At 56.4% G+C, this 15,477-nt stretch carries 11 protein-coding genes, 1 tRNA gene and 1 pseudogene; 5 read left to right on the forward strand and 8 right to left on the reverse strand.

The window, feature by feature from the left end:
• Nucleotides 1–31 precede the first annotated feature (31 nt).
• The 4 genes from AACX78_RS11590 to AACX78_RS11605 form a co-directional block, all read right to left on the reverse strand.
• The gene (locus AACX78_RS11590; RefSeq protein ID WP_021138259.1) at nucleotides 32–997 is read right to left on the reverse strand and encodes a tripartite tricarboxylate transporter substrate binding protein; all 966 of its coding nucleotides are present in this window, start codon (nucleotides 995–997) and stop codon (nucleotides 32–34) included.
• Nucleotides 998–1,236: 239 nt separating this feature from the next.
• Nucleotides 1,237–2,754 carry a lytic transglycosylase F gene (locus AACX78_RS11595; protein ID WP_159166288.1) on the reverse strand — a complete coding sequence of 506 codons (1,518 nt, stop codon included), beginning with the start codon at nucleotides 2,752–2,754 and terminating at the stop codon, nucleotides 1,237–1,239.
• A gap of 287 nt (nucleotides 2,755–3,041) precedes the next feature.
• Nucleotides 3,042–4,727, reverse strand: coding sequence for an aspartate:alanine antiporter (locus AACX78_RS11600; RefSeq protein ID WP_159166289.1), 1,686 nt, complete (start codon nucleotides 4,725–4,727; stop codon nucleotides 3,042–3,044).
• Between the two features lie 773 nt (nucleotides 4,728–5,500).
• Nucleotides 5,501–5,576, reverse strand: a tRNA-Asn gene (locus AACX78_RS11605).
• 133 nt (nucleotides 5,577–5,709) lie between these two features.
• Here AACX78_RS11605 and uvrB point away from each other — a divergent pair.
• The 3 genes from uvrB (at nucleotide 5,710) to AACX78_RS11620 (ending at nucleotide 8,817) form a co-directional block, all read left to right on the forward strand.
• Nucleotides 5,710–7,722, forward strand: coding sequence for an excinuclease ABC subunit UvrB (gene uvrB / locus AACX78_RS11610; RefSeq protein ID WP_125606855.1), 2,013 nt, complete (start codon nucleotides 5,710–5,712; stop codon nucleotides 7,720–7,722).
• A gap of 41 nt (nucleotides 7,723–7,763) precedes the next feature.
• A complete protein-coding gene (locus AACX78_RS11615) occupies nucleotides 7,764–7,988 on the forward strand; it encodes a YkvA family protein (RefSeq protein WP_087757344.1) in 225 nt (74 codons plus the stop codon).
• A gap of 175 nt (nucleotides 7,989–8,163) precedes the next feature.
• Nucleotides 8,164–8,817 carry a DedA family protein gene (locus AACX78_RS11620; RefSeq protein WP_159166290.1) on the forward strand — a complete coding sequence of 218 codons (654 nt, stop codon included), beginning with the start codon at nucleotides 8,164–8,166 and terminating at the stop codon, nucleotides 8,815–8,817.
• A 250-nt stretch (nucleotides 8,818–9,067) separates the two neighbouring features.
• On the opposite strand, the gene dsbB is transcribed toward AACX78_RS11620, so the two are convergent.
• Nucleotides 9,068–9,589, reverse strand: coding sequence for a disulfide bond formation protein DsbB (dsbB, locus tag AACX78_RS11625; protein ID WP_159166291.1), 522 nt, complete (start codon nucleotides 9,587–9,589; stop codon nucleotides 9,068–9,070).
• Nucleotides 9,590–9,757: 168 nt separating this feature from the next.
• Between dsbB and AACX78_RS11630 the strand changes: the two are divergent.
• Nucleotides 9,758–9,940: pseudogene (locus AACX78_RS11630) on the forward strand (IS1595 family transposase); the annotation flags it as partial.
• Nucleotides 9,941–9,975: 35 nt separating this feature from the next.
• Here the strand turns inward: AACX78_RS11630 and nhaB are convergent.
• Nucleotides 9,976–11,556 (reverse strand): Na(+)/H(+) antiporter NhaB, encoded by a 1,581-nt coding sequence (gene nhaB, locus AACX78_RS11635; RefSeq protein WP_099993480.1) that lies wholly within the window; start codon nucleotides 11,554–11,556, stop codon nucleotides 9,976–9,978.
• 333 nt (nucleotides 11,557–11,889) lie between these two features.
• Between nhaB and fadR the strand changes: the two genes are divergently transcribed.
• Nucleotides 11,890–12,603: a fatty acid metabolism transcriptional regulator FadR gene (fadR, locus tag AACX78_RS11640; RefSeq protein WP_059113755.1), complete on the forward strand. Its 714-nt coding sequence runs from the start codon at nucleotides 11,890–11,892 to the stop codon at nucleotides 12,601–12,603.
• Nucleotides 12,604–12,662: 59 nt separating this feature from the next.
• Here the strand turns inward: fadR and AACX78_RS11645 are convergent, their stop codons facing one another.
• Entirely contained in the window at nucleotides 12,663–14,180 is a 1,518-nt protein-coding gene (locus AACX78_RS11645; protein WP_159166292.1) for a SpoVR family protein, read from the reverse strand.
• A gap of 10 nt (nucleotides 14,181–14,190) precedes the next feature.
• Nucleotides 14,191–15,462, reverse strand: a complete 1,272-nt coding sequence (locus AACX78_RS11650) for a YeaH/YhbH family protein (protein WP_058394461.1) — start codon at nucleotides 15,460–15,462, stop codon at nucleotides 14,191–14,193.
• Between the last annotated feature and the right edge of the window lie 15 nt (nucleotides 15,463–15,477).

Raw genomic sequence — 15,477 nt, forward strand, 5'->3', positions numbered from 1 at the left:
GCCAGGCCCGCCTGTGATGTGACAACGAGGATTACTTGATGAAGCCGAGCTCGCGCATCAAGCCGCCGATCTGCTGCTCCTGGCTGTTGAGGAAGGCGGTAAAGTCGGGGCCGGACTGATAGAGATTGGTCCAGCTGTTGCGGGCGCGAACCACTTCCCACTCCGGCTTGTCATACATCTGCTTGAGCAGGGCGGCAAACTCGGCGGATTTCTCCGGGCTGATGTCGGGAGAGGCGAAGTAACCGCGCCAGTTGGCAAACACGGTTGGGTTGCCCTGCTCACTGAAGGTGGGCACCTGATTGGCCCCCGGCATCCGCTCGGCGGCAGTCACGCCCAGGATCCGCATCTGGCCAGATTTGACCGCCTCCATCGCCTCGCCAAACCCGGTGGAGAGCACCTGGGTTTCTCCTGCCAGTACTGCGGCCATGGCGCTGCCGCCCGCATCATAGGCCACATAGCGCAGCTTGCTGGCATCGGCTCCCCCATTCTTGAAGGTCATGGCGGCCACCAGATGGTCCAGGCTGCCACGGGCGGAGCCGCCGGCTATCTTCACCTTGGCCGGGTTGGCTTCATAGGCTGCCAACAGTTGGGACCAATCCTGGTAGGGGGAGTCCAGCGGTACGGCCAGCGCCTGATAATCGGCGATGATGGCGGCGACCGGGGTGAGATCCCGGAAGGACTGTGGCAACTCCTTGGAGAGGGATTTGACGATGATGGGGGTGGAGTTGACCATCAGTGTCTTGTCGGACTGGGCCGACGTTTCGATCAAATGGGCGATGGCTTTGGCGCCGCCACCGGCGGAGATGTTCTGGTAAGAGGCGGTGGTGATGAGGCCGGATTTGGTCAGCGCCTCGCCGGTGCCGCGGGCCGTGTTGTCCCAACCACCGCCGGCACCGCCCGGGATCAGAAAGTGGATGTCATCTATTTTGGCCTGTACGCCGAGGCTGGCGCCAAGCAGGCAGCAGAGCAGGGTGCGCTTGAGGGTTCCTTGCAACATGATGTACTCCTTGTGATTGTTGCAAAGAGGTTAATTAATCATGTCGGATTGGAGAACAATCTGACCGTAATGGCTATTAAGGCTGTTCTGGTCATTTTGTGCATTTTGGTCATGAGCAGACGCTTTGTTGCTGAAAGATGGCTTGATGTCGCGCTGGCCAGGAGCTGGAGGTAAAAAACACCGGGCTCCCCGCTTGAAAAGGGGGAGCCCGGTTCGTGCTGGTAGCGGCTTGGTCGCCACTACGTTTTTGCCGCTGAGGAGACCTTGTCGCCGATGGTCTCCTGCTGTTTGATGGTTTCAGTGGCCTGCTGTTTGCGCTGCAGCTGCTCCATCACCAGCTTGTAGGCGATGTAGTACTTGTAGATGTTGCCCACGTAGGTCACTGTTTCTGGCCCTATTTTCTCGGCCGCCACATACTCGACGTTATGAAACCAGATGTTGGGATCCAGTCCCCGTTTCTTGGCCTCTGTCCGCAGTCGTGCCACCCGGGCGGGGCCGGCATTGTAGGAAGCAAATGAAAACAAGGCCTTGTCGAGGGCCGTCATGGGCTCGTCGGCGTAGTAGTGATCGATCATCCAGCGCATGTATTTGACGCCACCGTGGATGTTGGGTTCGAGCTGGCGAATGTCGCCTACCTTCAGACCTTTGCCGGTGGCGGGCATGATCTGCATGATGCCGATGGCGCCGACCGGGCTGCGCGCCTTGTGGTTGAGTGCCGACTCCTGATAGCCCTGAGCCGCGATCAGCAGCCAGTCAACATCGAAACGATCGCCGTACTGGCGAAACAGGTCTACCAGCTGCAGGAATTTCTTGCGCTCAGTCTCGGCGGCAGCGCTCTTGACGAATTTGTTCTGCTTGAGATAACGGGCCAGGATGTCCTCTCCTGTGGCCTTGCCCCGCTGGGCTGCTATCTGCTCGTTGAGCATGGCGAGCAACTTGGGACTCTCCTTGCGTACGGCCCAGGCGATGACACCCCCTTCACGGAATGCGGGTTGTTCGTGGATCTGGATGGCGGGAAAAATCTTCTTCCAGAAGCGAGCCTTGTGCTCATCCATGACGATGAAGGGCAGCAGGCCGGCATTGACCATCTCCACCAGATCCTCATCTTCCAGGGATTCCGGGGCAGGCTTTATGTCGATGAGGGGCTCACCCGCGGTTTTGCGGGCCTGGTTATAGGCGATGAGGCTCTCGAAGTAACTTGAAGAGGGGCGTACATGGACAGTTTGGCCGCCGAGTCCGGCGACACTCTCCACCCCGGGTGAGTGAGGCCCCGAGATCAGCAGTTCCCGCACGTTTTCCAATAAGGGATTGGTAAACTCCACGCCCTGTTTTTTGCGCTGATCCGTGATGGTGAGGTTGGCTGCCGCTATGTCACCTTTGCCGTCGATCAGGGCTTGCAGCAGGGCTTCACGGGCCACCGGAATGAAGACGAACTGCAGCTTGAGGTGGCGCTTGATGGCCTTCTGTTTGCGCAGCTGATCGTTGAGCCGTTTTTCTACCTGCATGAAAGCATCGTAGGTTACGCCCCGCTGGACCCCTTTGTTGATGAAGTAGCCGGTCTTGTTGTAGGTGGTGAGAACCCGGATGGTGCGTCGTTCCAGCATGTCATCGAGGTCACCAAAGAGGGGGCGGGACAGCTCCTCTGCGCTAAATGCCAGGGACGCCGGCACGTCGTCGGGCGCTGCAGTCGATTCAGCCGCCGTGGCCGGCGCCAGGCAGCACAGCATCCAGCCCAGGATGATCCATAACCTTTTCATGATGAGTACCTCACTCTTTTCATTGAGTGTAAGTGGCAGGCAAGGGGCTACTTAGCTCATTGAGTTTGGTCCAAGGTGTCAGATAGCACCATTGGCTCTATTTTGTGGTGCTGCAGCCGTCTCGTTCGAGATGGTCAAGAATGCCTGTTGGGGCAGAAGTGTGATGCGGATGACTGCGGACACGAGATGTTGCGGTATCTGGCAGAGGACAGGGAATGGGAAAACCGTGAAATGTAGAAGGGGAACCATAACGGCTCCCCTTCTATTGCAGCAAATCCGATGTGGCGTTAGAACCAGAAGCCGATGATGAAGGACCCCGCTAGGGTCAACATGACGTTGGCCACCGCATAGGTACCCGCATAACCGAGCGCCGGAATGGAGCTGTTGGCCGCTTCGTTCACCACGTCCATGGCCGGGGCGCAGGTACGGGCCCCCGTGATGGCACCCAGCAGCAGTGCCGGGTTCATCTTCAGCACCCAGACCCCGAACAGATAGCCCACCAGCACCGGCAAGGTGGTCACCAGCATGCCGGAGAAGAGCACCACCATACCCACTTCACTCAGGTGGTCGAGGATACCGCCACCGGCTTTCAGACCCGTGCTCACCATGAAGACGGCGAGCCCCAGATCCTTGGCCAGACGCAATGCCCCGGGCGGCACATAGCCGACTGTGGGGTGGTTGGCGCGCAGGTAGCCCATCAGGATCCCTGCCAGCAGCAGGCCGACGGCATTGCCCAGACCAAACTCGAGCTGGCCGAATACCAGGGAGACGGAGCCAATCAGCAGGCCCAGCACGAAGAAGGTGGTGAAGGCGACCAGATCCGTGGTCTGGCTGTGGATACTGATAAAGCCGATCTTGTTGGCCAGCAGCTTGACCCGCTGCTTCTCGCCGCTGATCTGCAGCACGTCACCTTTTTGCAGCATGATGTTGCGATCAAACGGCATCTCTATCTGGGACCGTACCACCCGGTTGAGGAAGCAGCCCTTCTCTGTGAGGTTGAGCTCCACCAGATGGCGCCCGACTACCCCGTCGTTTTTCACCACTATCTCTTCGGTAACTATTTGAAGATCCAGCAGGTTACGGTCGAACACCTCTTTACCGTTGCGGTAATTGACGTCGAGTTTCTCGTGGCTTTCCGGATAGCCTACCAGGGCGATCTCGTCTCCTTCCTGGATGACGGCATCACCATCCGGGCTTGCCAGTATGCCGTTGCGGCGGATCCGCTCCACATAGCAGCCGGTGTGGGGATAGATACCGGTTTCCCGCAGGGTACGACCACCAATCCAGGCTGCGAGCTCGGGGCCGACCCGATAGGCACGGATGATGGGGAGGTAGGTTTTGCGGCTTTCGTTGTCCGACAGTCCACGTTCACGGGCGATCTTCTGCGCTTCTGTGCTCAAATCCAGCCTAGCCAGTGAAGGCAGGTAGCGCACCACCAGCATCAGGCCTACCAGGCCGACCAGATAGGTCAACGCATAGCCAATGCCCATGTTGTCGAGTACGGACTGCATGTCTGTCTGGTGAGGCAGGTTGAGCAGGCCGCTGCGCAGGGCATCCTGCGCACCAACCAAGGCCGGGGTTGAGGTGAGCGAGCCTGCCAGGATCCCGGCGGCCATGCCTGGCCCCAGGTTGAAGAACTTGGCCAGCCCCACTGTCAGCAGCAGCGCCGTCAGCAGGATCACCAAAGTGAGGGTGATGTAGTGAATGCCGTCCCGCAGGAAGACGCTGAAAAAGTGCGGCCCCGCCTCTATCCCCACGCAGAAAATGAACAGCATGAAGCCGACGTTCTCCGTGGTGGCGGTGAACTCGAAACCCATCTGGCCGAACAGCAGGGCGGTAAACAGCACGCCTATGGTGTTGCCAATCTGGAAATTGCCGAGCCTGACTTTGCCGAGCAACAGGCCGAAGGCCAGTACCACGAACAGCAGCAGGGAGTCGCTTTGATGTAACAGTGTCACGAAATCTATGGTCATGCCCGGAAAAACCGAGGAAAAAAGTGGGGCCGATATTGTGCCGGATCCCTTACCAATAAAGAAGCGCCAAAGGAGGATTAATCGGTAGCAAGCTGCCTTGCTGCCCCTTGGTTGAGGGAAAACGCGGGGCAACCAGGAAGATCCGCTCTATTTCGCGCTGTCAGCCCCGCTGTCAATTAGTGATTCCTGCTATCTGTGATCCTTGTCCGCATGACCGGCTTGAAAATTTATTCCCTGCTGTTTGGGAGAGTCGTTTCGCGGTTTTTCAGCATATCTGACTGAAGAGCGGGGGAGGAGTCAGGAACCGGTTCAAGGGGCAGGTACGGATGCTGACCCACTGTTCGCGGGATAGCGAAAAGATATCTGGAAAAGGCATCTGATGGCCGGTGTTTCGACCCATTTAGGGGGGCATTCAAAAACAGCAGAAAATGAGGTTGGGAAGAGAAATCGGAGCCGGTCGATGGCAATGGCCTGCCAAGCTAGGCAGTGACTGGGTTTGACTGACTTACCCACAGATTCTGTGGATAACCCTGTGTGTGAAACTTGGCGATCAGGCTGCAGGCCGCGCCAATACTGGGTTGCAAGGACTGTTCAAAAAATACCGGAAGAAAAATGTTTCTATAAAAATCAAATAGTTAGGCGCAACAGAACAAAACGCTGCTGGCATGGACAGGGAGACAAATGGGGGATGTCACCGCAGTGAGCGGCTTGTGCATTAAAATCGGCAGAGGAAAGCACTAAAGTGGATAACTTGCACCGAGATGGTGAGGAATTGGCTCCCCCGACTGGACTTGAACCAGTGACATACGGATTAACAGTCCGCCGTTCTACCGACTGAACTACGGGGGAACATCAGGCAAGGAGGGGCATCATACAGAGGTCGCTTTTTGAGGTCAATAGCCGCTTGGGCAGGAGAGTGGATACCCAGGCCACCCCAACTCGGAGTACACTTCTTCCTTGCCGTTTTTTGCCGGGAGTTGTCATGAGCAAGTTATTTCAGTTGGCCAGCCAGTTTCAACCTGCAGGGGATCAGCCAGAGGCGATCGCCCGTCTGCTTGATGGCATCGAATCCGGCCTGGCCCATCAGACCCTGCTCGGGGTGACAGGTTCGGGCAAGACCTTCACCATGGCCAACGTGATCGCGACCCTGAACCGCCCCACCATGATCATGGCCCCCAACAAGACGCTGGCTGCCCAGCTCTATGGCGAGATGAAGGAGTTTTTCCCCGAGAATGCGGTGGAGTATTTCGTCTCCTACTACGACTACTACCAGCCCGAGGCTTATGTACCGACCACGGACACCTTCATCGAGAAGGATGCTTCCATCAATGATCACATCGAGCAGATGCGGTTGTCGGCCACCAAGGCGTTACTGGAGCGGCGGGATGTCATCATAGTCGCGTCCGTGTCGGCCATCTATGGTCTGGGGGATCCCCAGGCTTACCTCAGCATGATGCTGCACCTCAAAGTCGGGGACGTGATCAACCAGCGGGATATACTGCGTCGTCTCGCCGAGCTGCAATACACCCGCAATGATATGGCATTCCAGCGCGGTACCTTTCGGGTGAGGGGGGAGGTCATCGACATCTATCCCGCCGAGTCGGACAAGCTGGCGCTGCGCGTGGAGCTGTTTGATGAAGAGGTGGAGCGGCTCTCCCAGTTCGATCCCCTGACCGGTGCCATCGAGCAGACGGTGGTGCGCTATACCATCTATCCCAAGACCCACTACGCCACCCCGCGCGAAACCATTCTGGGTGCCATCGAGCATATAAAGGAGGAGTTGAAAAGCCGCCGGGAACAGCTGCTGTCTCTCAACAAGCTGGTGGAGGAGCAGCGCATCAGCCAGCGCACCCAGTTCGACATGGAGATGATGCAGGAGCTGGGCTACTGCTCCGGTATCGAGAACTACAGCCGCTACCTCTCCGGTCGTGCACCGGGGGAGCCGCCGCCCACCCTGTTTGACTACCTGCCAGGGGATGGCCTGCTCATCATCGACGAATCCCACGTGACGGTGCCGCAGATCGGCGCCATGTTCAAAGGGGACAGATCCCGCAAGGAGACGCTGGTGGAGTACGGCTTTCGTCTGCCCTCGGCACTCGACAACCGGCCCCTCAAGTTCGATGAGTTCGAGGCCCTGATGCCGCAGACGGTGTTTGTCTCGGCTACCCCTGGCCCCTACGAGCTGGGCAAATCCGGCGATGACGTGGTGCAGCAGGTGGTTCGCCCAACCGGTTTGCTTGATCCCGAGATAGAAGTGCGCCCGGTGACCACCCAGGTGGACGACCTGCTCTCCGAGATCCGGCTGCGGGTCGCGGTGGAGGAGAGGGTGCTGGTGACGACCCTCACCAAGCGGATGTCGGAGGATTTGACCGAATACCTGGCGGATCATGATGTTAGAGTGCGCTACCTGCACTCGGATATCGATACCGTAGAGCGGGTGGAGATCATTCGCGATCTGCGCCTCGGCAAGTTTGACGTGCTGGTCGGTATCAACCTGCTGCGAGAGGGGCTCGACATGCCGGAGGTCTCTCTGGTGGCCATCCTGGATGCGGATAAAGAGGGCTTCCTGCGCTCCACACGCTCCCTCATTCAGACTATTGGCCGCGCCGCCCGCAACCTCAACGGCAAGGTGATCCTGTACGGGGATTCCATCACCAACTCCATGAGAGTAGCCATTGAGGAGACGGAGCGTCGTCGCACCCTGCAGCATGCCCATAACCTCGAACACGGCATCACCCCCAAAGGGCTCAACAAGTCGGTGGGGGATGTGATGGACATGGGGGGCAGCCGCAGTGCAGGCAAGGCGGGCAGGGGAGGTCGCAAGGCTGCCGAGCCACAAGGGGAGTACCATGTTCGCTCCGCCAGCGAGATCGCCAAAGAGATCAAGCGGATGGAAGAGCAGATGTTCCAGCATGCGCGGGATCTGGAGTTCGAGCAGGCAGCGGCGCTGCGAGATCAGATCCAGCGGCTGCGCCACGAGTTGATCGAGAGTTGAACAACAAGCCGAATGGCAAACGCTGGCTCATCTGGCGGCGCATGCGCCGTCTCTATCAGGGCTTTCGCCATCCTGCCACTCCCTGGTGGGCAAAGGGGCTGGTGATCCTCATACTGCTGTATGGCCTCAGCCCGGTAGATCTCATCCCCGATGTGGTTCCCCTGCTTGGCTGGTGTGATGACCTGACCCTGCTGCTGCTTTTGTTGTGGGGATGGGAGAAGTGCCTGCCCGAACATGTCAGGCTGACACTGGATAAACGAGACTGAACCAGTCTCCCCCTTAATCAGGGGTGAACAGGCGTTGGTTATTTATGATTTTTTGGATAAAAAGGGAATCGATTGAGTTTCGCCTTTCGTTGATTAAAAAGAGCGCAATGGGAAGATTGTGACCCTGAATGCATTGGCGTAGACTCCACGCCGTTCACTTCATGAGTATGAAAAAATGGATCTGATCCTGTTTGCGATTGACTTTATTCTGCACGTTGACGTGCATTTGAGAGAACTTTTTGAAAACTATGGTGTCTGGGTTTATGCCATCCTGTTCCTGATCATCTTCTGCGAGACAGGGCTTGTGGTCACTCCCTTCCTGCCGGGTGACTCACTGCTGTTTGCTGCCGGTGCCCTCACTGTGGGCAGTGTGCTGGATGTTAATACCCTGGCGGCCCTGCTGATCATCGCTGCCGTGCTGGGCAACGTGGTCAACTACACCATTGGTCACTTCTTCGGCGAGCAGCTGTTCCGCAACCCTGACTCCAAAATCTTCCGTCGGGATTATCTGGACAAGACTCACGCCTTTTACGATCGCCATGGTGGCAAGACCATAATCATCACCCGTTTCCTGCCGATCGTGCGCACCTTTGCTCCCTTCGTTGCAGGCATGGGGGCAATGACCTATCCGCGCTTCCTGGTATTCAACCTGGTGGGGGGGCTGCTGTGGGTTATTTCCTTCGTGTATGCCGGCCACTTCTTTGGCAACTTGCCCGTGGTGCGTCAGAACTTTACGCTGCTCATCTTCGGCATCATCTTTATTTCCTTGTTGCCCATGGTCATCGGCATGGCAAAGGCCAGGATGCATGCCAGCAAGGCAGCATCCTGATCGGCGCATCGCTGACGGGCAGGTCATAAAAATGGGAGCCACTGGCTCCCATTTTTATTGTGTGAACACTGGCTCGGCCGCAGTGGTGCACCTTGAGCAGGTTGCCGATGGCCAGGATCACAAACGCCAGAGGCAGGCGGCAAAGATGGTATTCAGCCCCATGAAGAAGGGGTGTAGGAAGCGGGTGAGGTCATAGAAGTTGATTGAAAAAGGGAGCCAATGGCTCCCTTTTTCTGCTTGCTACTCTGGATTAACTGCAGCATCGCCCCTTGACCAGATTGCCGATGGCCACGACCACAAACACCAGCAGGTAGGCGGCGAAGATGGCAACGAGCCACTGAGGCATGGAGAAGCTCAGGAACTGCCAGCTGATCTCGCTGCAATCTCCATCCGGGAAGAATAGCCAGGGCAGCCACTGATCGAGAGGAGCCCAGCTGGGGAAGTCGGCAAAAGGGCTGCAGACGTTGAATGGGGAAGGATTCATCTGATAATCCACGTGCTTCAGTGCCAGCTGAAGGCCACGGAAGGCACTGTAGCCCCAGAGCAAGAGGGCACTCCAGCGGACATACCACTTCTCTGGTGCCACCATGCCGAGCAAGCCTGCCGAGAGTACACCCAGGATGGCGAGGCGCTCGTACACGCACATGACGCACGGGTGCAGACCCAGCACATATTGGAAGAAGAGGGCACTCAACTCAAGGAACAAAGCGGACGCGGCAAGCAGACCCCATGCCAGTCGATGGGCGGCAATACGACGCAGGAACTCAATCATCTGGTTGATCTCACAGAAAAAACAGTGGCTGAATTAGAGCAGAGCAGGGGATAAAAAGAAAGGTGCTGTCCCAATCCCGCATGGTGAGACGAATCCATTGTGTGTTGTAAGGCTTATCTTGGCAGGTGATTGCTTTGAAGACAGCGCGTAACCGCCAAGTTGAGCTGATACCAGATCCAACATGTGAACGAGTATCACCGTCAGTTGAAAGAACGGATTGAGTGGCGACCCATTGCCTGGGAAATTATCCGGCTTGGCGCAGGATGCTGGAACGTTACGGAAGGGGGAAATATCAAAGCGTGTTTGCACGAGGCGCTGGGGCACCCCGTGCAACACGTAATTGGGACATAGCCAAAAAAGAAAGGGCCCGCATGGGCCCTTGGTCTTTAGTGCAGTGCAGGTAGCGCAGCAGGTGCAACGCTGTGAGGCAGGATCCACCCGGCCTGATAGAACCACTCTGTGGTAGGTGCAAGCAGCAGTTCTACCGCGAAGAAACCGACCAGCCCCAGCACCAGGGTGTAAGGCAGCGCCATCCACACCATGCGACCATAGGAGAGTCGCAACAGGGGGGCCAGTGCCGAGGTCAGCATGAACAGGAAGGCAGCCTGACCATTGGGGGTCGCCACTGAGGGCAGGTTGGTACCTGTATTGATGGCAACCGCCAGCAGGTCGAACTGTTCGCGACTGATAGCCTTGTTGAGCAGGGCTGTCTTGACCTCGTTGATGTAGACTGTGCCGACGAAGACGTTGTCACTGACCATGGAGAGCAGGCCGTTAGCGAGATAGAAGAGGGCGAGTTGATCGTCCGGCTCTGCGGCCAGTACCCACTGGATCACCGGTCTGAACAGCTGCTGATCGATGATGACAGCGACCACGCTGAAGAAGACGGCGAGCAGGGCGGTGAAGGGCAGCGCCTCCTGGAATGCCTTGCCCAGCGAGTGCTCATCGGTAATGCCAGTCAGTGAGGTTGCCAGCACTATGACCGACAGCCCGATCAGCCCAACGGCGGCCAAATGCATGGCGAGGCCGATGATCAGCCAGATAGCAATCAGTGCCTGTACCATCAGTTTGGCTTTGTCCTGAGGAGTGCGTTTGGCATCCTCATGACGGTTGTACTCTTCCATGATCATGCGTACCGAGTTGGGTAATTTGGCGCCATAGCCAAACCATCCCATCTTCTCCACCAGCACGCAGGTAAGCAGACCACAGATAAAAACAGGCAGAGAGACGGGGGCCATACGAATAGCGAATTCGCCAAAATACCAACCCGCCTGCTCGCCGATGATGAGGTTTTGCGGTTCACCCACCAGAGTACAAACCCCTCCCAGTGCCGTCCCTATGGCGGCGTGCATCATCAGGCTGCGAAGAAAGGCTCGAAATTGCTCGAGCGCCTGATGGTGATCCTCCTGCACTTCCTGATCATGGGTATGGTCATGTTCATGACCAAAACTCTTGCCAGACGACACCTTGTGGTAGATAGCGTAGAAACCGGTTGCCACACTGATCACCACGGCGATCACGGTCAGTGCGTCAAGGAAGGCTGACAGAAAGGCTGACACCAGACAGAACGCCAGAGAGAGCAGCGTCTTGGAACGGATCCGGATCAGCATCTTGGTGAACACATAGAGCAGTAGTTGCTTCATGAAGTAGATGCCTGCCACCATAAACACCAGCAGCAGCAGCACTTCAATGTTGGCCACCAGTTCATGTTTGACCTGCTCTGCCGAGGTCATGCCGATGAGTACGGCTTCAATGGCCAGCAGGCCGCCGGGCTGCAGTGGGTAGCATTTGAGCGCCATTGCCAGGGTGAAGATAAATTCGACGACCAGCAGCCAGCCGGCAGCAAAGGGATCGAGATAAAAGGCGATCGGGTTGATCACCAGAAATAACAGAATTGCGCTCTTGTACCACTTTGGCGCATGACCCAAAAAGTTCTTGGCAAATGCGTTCCCTAAGCTGATTGGCATAATAATGGATCTCTGTTTCGTTGTTGGTGTCTGCTTCTGTGCAGTCAAGACAGACTCGTCCTTAAATATCCGGATGCTGTCCCATATCAGATTGATTCTTCATGATTTTAATCAAAAAGAGCACTAACTATAAATAACATAGTGCCCCTTGCCCAAGATAATGTCTGTTTTATCGACAGGGGGTGGCGTTGCTTGGCGCCTTTCTCGATATTTAATACATTTATTTAACATCAAGTTCTGCTTATGTGAGCAGAGGACTGACCTTCTGCTTGCCAGCCTTTTTTGCTTTGCTATTATTCGTGGGCCTTTTTACGCACTAAACAGAGTCACTACATGGTCATAAAAGCGCAGAGCCCTGCAGGGTTTGCCGAGGAATACATCATCGAGTCCATCTGGAACAATCGCTTTCCTCCAGGATCCATACTGCCGGCCGAGCGTGAGCTGTCCGAGCTTATCGGGGTGACTCGTACTACCTTGCGCGAAGTGCTTCAGCGTCTGGCCCGCGATGGCTGGCTCACTATCCAGCATGGCAAGCCGACCAAGGTAAACAATTTCTGGGAGACCTCGGGTCTCAACATCCTGGAAACCCTGGCCCGTCTGGATCAGGACAAAGTGCCGGATCTGGTGGCGCAGTTGCTGTCGGCACGAACCAACATCTGCACCATCTTCATTCGTGGTGCCATTCGCAACAACCCGGATCAAGCAGCCGAGATACTGCGCGGTGCCAATGCGGTAGACAGTACCCCGGAAGCGTATGCGGAGTTTGATTATCGTCTGCATCACCAGCTCGCCTTTGCCTCCGGCAATCCTATCTATGCCCTGATCCTCAATGGTTTCAAGGGATTGTATAGCCGGGTCGGGCGTTACTATTTCTCTGACAAGCAGGCTCGTGAAACGGCGGATGCCTACTACAAGGTCTTGTTGGGGTTGGCCGAGACCAAGAATCATGAAGCAGTGTTCATGACGGTACGCCAGTACGGTATCGAGTCTGGCAAGTTGTGGACCCGTCTGCGCCAGGACATGCCGAGCAATCTGTGTGACAACTGATTGTTGATGCAAAGAGAAAACGCGCCTTCTGGCGCGTTTTTTTATGGTTGAATGTGGTCTCAGAGCAGTTTTTTGTCAGGGCAGCGACCTATGATGTCGGCAGGCAAGTCGCCGTTATCCTGCTCCAGCACCACATCGAATCCCCACAGCTGGTGCAGATGCTTGAGCACCTCGTGGCGTGAGTCTCCAAGGGGGATCCGGTTGTGCGGCACATACCGCAGGGTCAATGAGCGATCTCCCTTCACCGCCACGTTATAGACCTGAATATTGGGCTCCAGGTTGCTCAAGTTGTATTGAGCTGACAGGGTATTGCGTACCAGCCGATAACCCTCCTCATTGTGAATGGCAGATACCTTGAGATAGTTCTTCAAGTCATCATCGTCGATGGCGAACAGCTTCATTTCCCGCATCACCTTGGGGCTGAGGAACTGACTGATGAAGCTCTCGTCCTTGAAGTTCTGCATGGCAAAATGCAGGGTATCGACCCAGTTGGTGCCGGCATAATCGGGGAACCAGTACCTGTCCTCCTCGGTCGGGTTTTCGCAAATGCGGCGCAGATCAGTAAACATGGCAAAGCCAAGGGCGTAGGGGTTGATCCCTGAGTAGTAGCGGCTGTTGTAGGGGGGCTGGTATACCACGTTGGTGTGGCTGTGCAGCACCTCTATCATGAAGCGATCGCTGATCTTGCCCTCGTCATACAGGTGGTTGAGGATGGTGTAGTGCCAGAAGGTGGCCCAGCCTTCATTCATCACCTGAGTCTGTTTCTGCGGGTAGAAGTACTGACTGATCTTGCGCACTATGCGCACTATCTCGCGCTGCCAGGGTTCGAGCAGAGGGGCATTCTTCTCGATGAAGTAGAGAATGTTCTCCTGGGGCTCGGCCGGGTAGCGTCTGTCTTCAACGCCGGAGGCTTTGTGCTGCTTGGGCAGGGTGCGCCACAGCTCATTCACCTGAGTCTGCAGATAATCTTCCCGTGCCTTCTGGCGGCGCTTCTCCTCTGCCAGCGAGATCTTCTGGGGCCGCTTGTAACGGTCCACCCCGAAGTTCATCAGGGCATGACAGGAGTCGATCAACTTTTCCACCGCATCAATGCCGTGTTTCTCTTCGCACTCTGTGATGTAGTTTTTGGCAAACAGCAGATAGTCGATGATGGAGGAGGCATCGGTCCAGGTTTTGAACAGATAGTTGTTTTTGAAAAAAGAGTTGTGACCATAACAGGCGTGCGCCATGACCAGCGCCTGCATCGGCATCGTGTTCTCCTCCATCAGGTAAGCGATGCAGGGATCCGAGTTGATGACGATCTCATAGGCCAGCCCCATCTGGCCGCGCTTGTAGTTGCGCTCGGTATGGATGAAGCGTTTGCCAAATGACCAGTGTTGATAGCCGATGGGCATACCGACACTGGAGTAGGCATCCATCATCTGCTCGGCGGTGATCACTTCGATCTGATTGGGGTAGGTATCCAGTCGATAGAACCTGGCGACCCGGGCTATCTCCTGATGATAAGTCTCCAGCAGATCGAAGTTCCAATCCGGGCCATCGTCCAGTGGCGGTATTTTTCTTGCGGTTTCTACCATATGACTTCCCTCACGCCGCTTGCTTCTTGAACAGCTCCCGGAATACCGGATAAATATCCTCGACCTTGCGAATGTGCTCCATCGCGAAGTGGGGGAACTGGCTGGCCACCGACTCGTACTCGTGCCACAGGGTCTGGTGGGCGCGGGTGGTGATCTCTATATAGGAGTAGTACCGCACCCGCGGCATGATATCCCGGGTCAGGATCTCCCGGCATTGCGGCGAATCATCAGCCCAGTTGTCACCATCGGATGCTTGCGCCGCATAGATGTTCCACTGGTTGGCCGGGTAACGCTCGTTGATGATGTCGTTCATCATCTTGAGTGCGCTGGAGACTATGGTGCCGCCCGTCTCCTGGGAATAGAAGAACTCGTGTTCGTCCACTTCCTTGGCTTGGGTGTGATGGCGAATGTAGACCACTTCCACGTTCTTGTAGGTCCGGCTCAGGAACAGGTAGAGCAGGATATAGAAGCGCTTTGCCATCTCCTTGGTGGCCTGATCCATGGAACCCGACACGTCCATCAGGCAGAACATCACCGCCTGGCTGGACGGCACGGGCCGTTTGACAAAGTTGTTGAATTTGAGATCGAAAGTGTCGATGAAGGGCACAGCAGAGATCCGCCGTTTCAGCTCTCGGATCTCCTTCTCAAGCAGGGCGATTTCGGCGAAATGCTCGTTGGGATCGGTGGCCAGCAGGGCCATCCTCTCTTCCAGTTCATGCAACTGGCGTTTCTTGCCGGCTTGCAGCGCCATGCGCCGCGCCAGCGAGTTTTGCAGAGAACGCACCACGTTGATATTGGCTGGCACTCCGTTGGAGGTGTAGCCCGCCCGGTAGGTCTTCATCTCCATCAACTGGTTGAGCTGGGTTTTCTGCAAGCGGGGCAGCTCCAGATCTTCAAACAGCAGATCCAGATACTCATCCTTGGAGATCTGGAACACGAAGTCATCTTCGCCTTCCCCCTGATTGGATGCCTGACCTTCGCCCGCACCCTGACCACCGCCCCCTCCTTTGGGACGGTCAATCTTGTCACCGGAGACGAATTGATCATTGCCGGGATGCACCATTTCCCGCTTACCGCCTTGCCCCTGATGGAAATGGGGTTCGCCGATATCCTTGGTCGGGATGCTGATGCTCTCGCCCTTGTCCACGTCCTGAATGCTGCGCTTGGAGACAGCATCCGAGACCGCTTGTTTTATTTGCTTCTTGTAGCGGCGGATGAAGCGCTGCCGATTGACAGCGCTTTTGTTTTTGCCGTTGAGCCTGCGGTCGATAAAATGCGCCATAACTCCCCCTTGAAC

The sequence above is a fragment of the Aeromonas sp. 9A genome, from assembly GCF_963900955.1.
GTDB classification, from domain to species: domain Bacteria; phylum Pseudomonadota; class Gammaproteobacteria; order Enterobacterales; family Aeromonadaceae; genus Aeromonas; species Aeromonas salmonicida.

Coding starts and splice junctions, on each gene's coding strand:
- AACX78_RS11590 (WP_021138259.1), bottom strand. CDS start 997: ATGTTGCAAGGAACCCTCAAGCGCACCCTGCTCTGCTGCCTGCTTGGC.
- AACX78_RS11595 (WP_159166288.1), bottom strand. CDS start 2,754: ATGAAAAGGTTATGGATCATCCTGGGCTGGATGCTGTGCTGCCTGGCG.
- AACX78_RS11600 (WP_159166289.1), bottom strand. CDS start 4,727: ATGACCATAGATTTCGTGACACTGTTACATCAAAGCGACTCCCTGCTG.
- uvrB (WP_125606855.1), top strand. CDS start 5,710: ATGAGCAAGTTATTTCAGTTGGCCAGCCAGTTTCAACCTGCAGGGGAT.
- AACX78_RS11615 (WP_087757344.1), top strand. CDS start 7,764: ATGCGCCGTCTCTATCAGGGCTTTCGCCATCCTGCCACTCCCTGGTGG.
- AACX78_RS11620 (WP_159166290.1), top strand. CDS start 8,164: ATGGATCTGATCCTGTTTGCGATTGACTTTATTCTGCACGTTGACGTG.
- dsbB (WP_159166291.1), bottom strand. CDS start 9,589: ATGATTGAGTTCCTGCGTCGTATTGCCGCCCATCGACTGGCATGGGGT.
- nhaB (WP_099993480.1), bottom strand. CDS start 11,556: ATGCCAATCAGCTTAGGGAACGCATTTGCCAAGAACTTTTTGGGTCAT.
- fadR (WP_059113755.1), top strand. CDS start 11,890: ATGGTCATAAAAGCGCAGAGCCCTGCAGGGTTTGCCGAGGAATACATC.
- AACX78_RS11645 (WP_159166292.1), bottom strand. CDS start 14,180: ATGGTAGAAACCGCAAGAAAAATACCGCCACTGGACGATGGCCCGGAT.
- AACX78_RS11650 (WP_058394461.1), bottom strand. CDS start 15,462: ATGGCGCATTTTATCGACCGCAGGCTCAACGGCAAAAACAAAAGCGCT.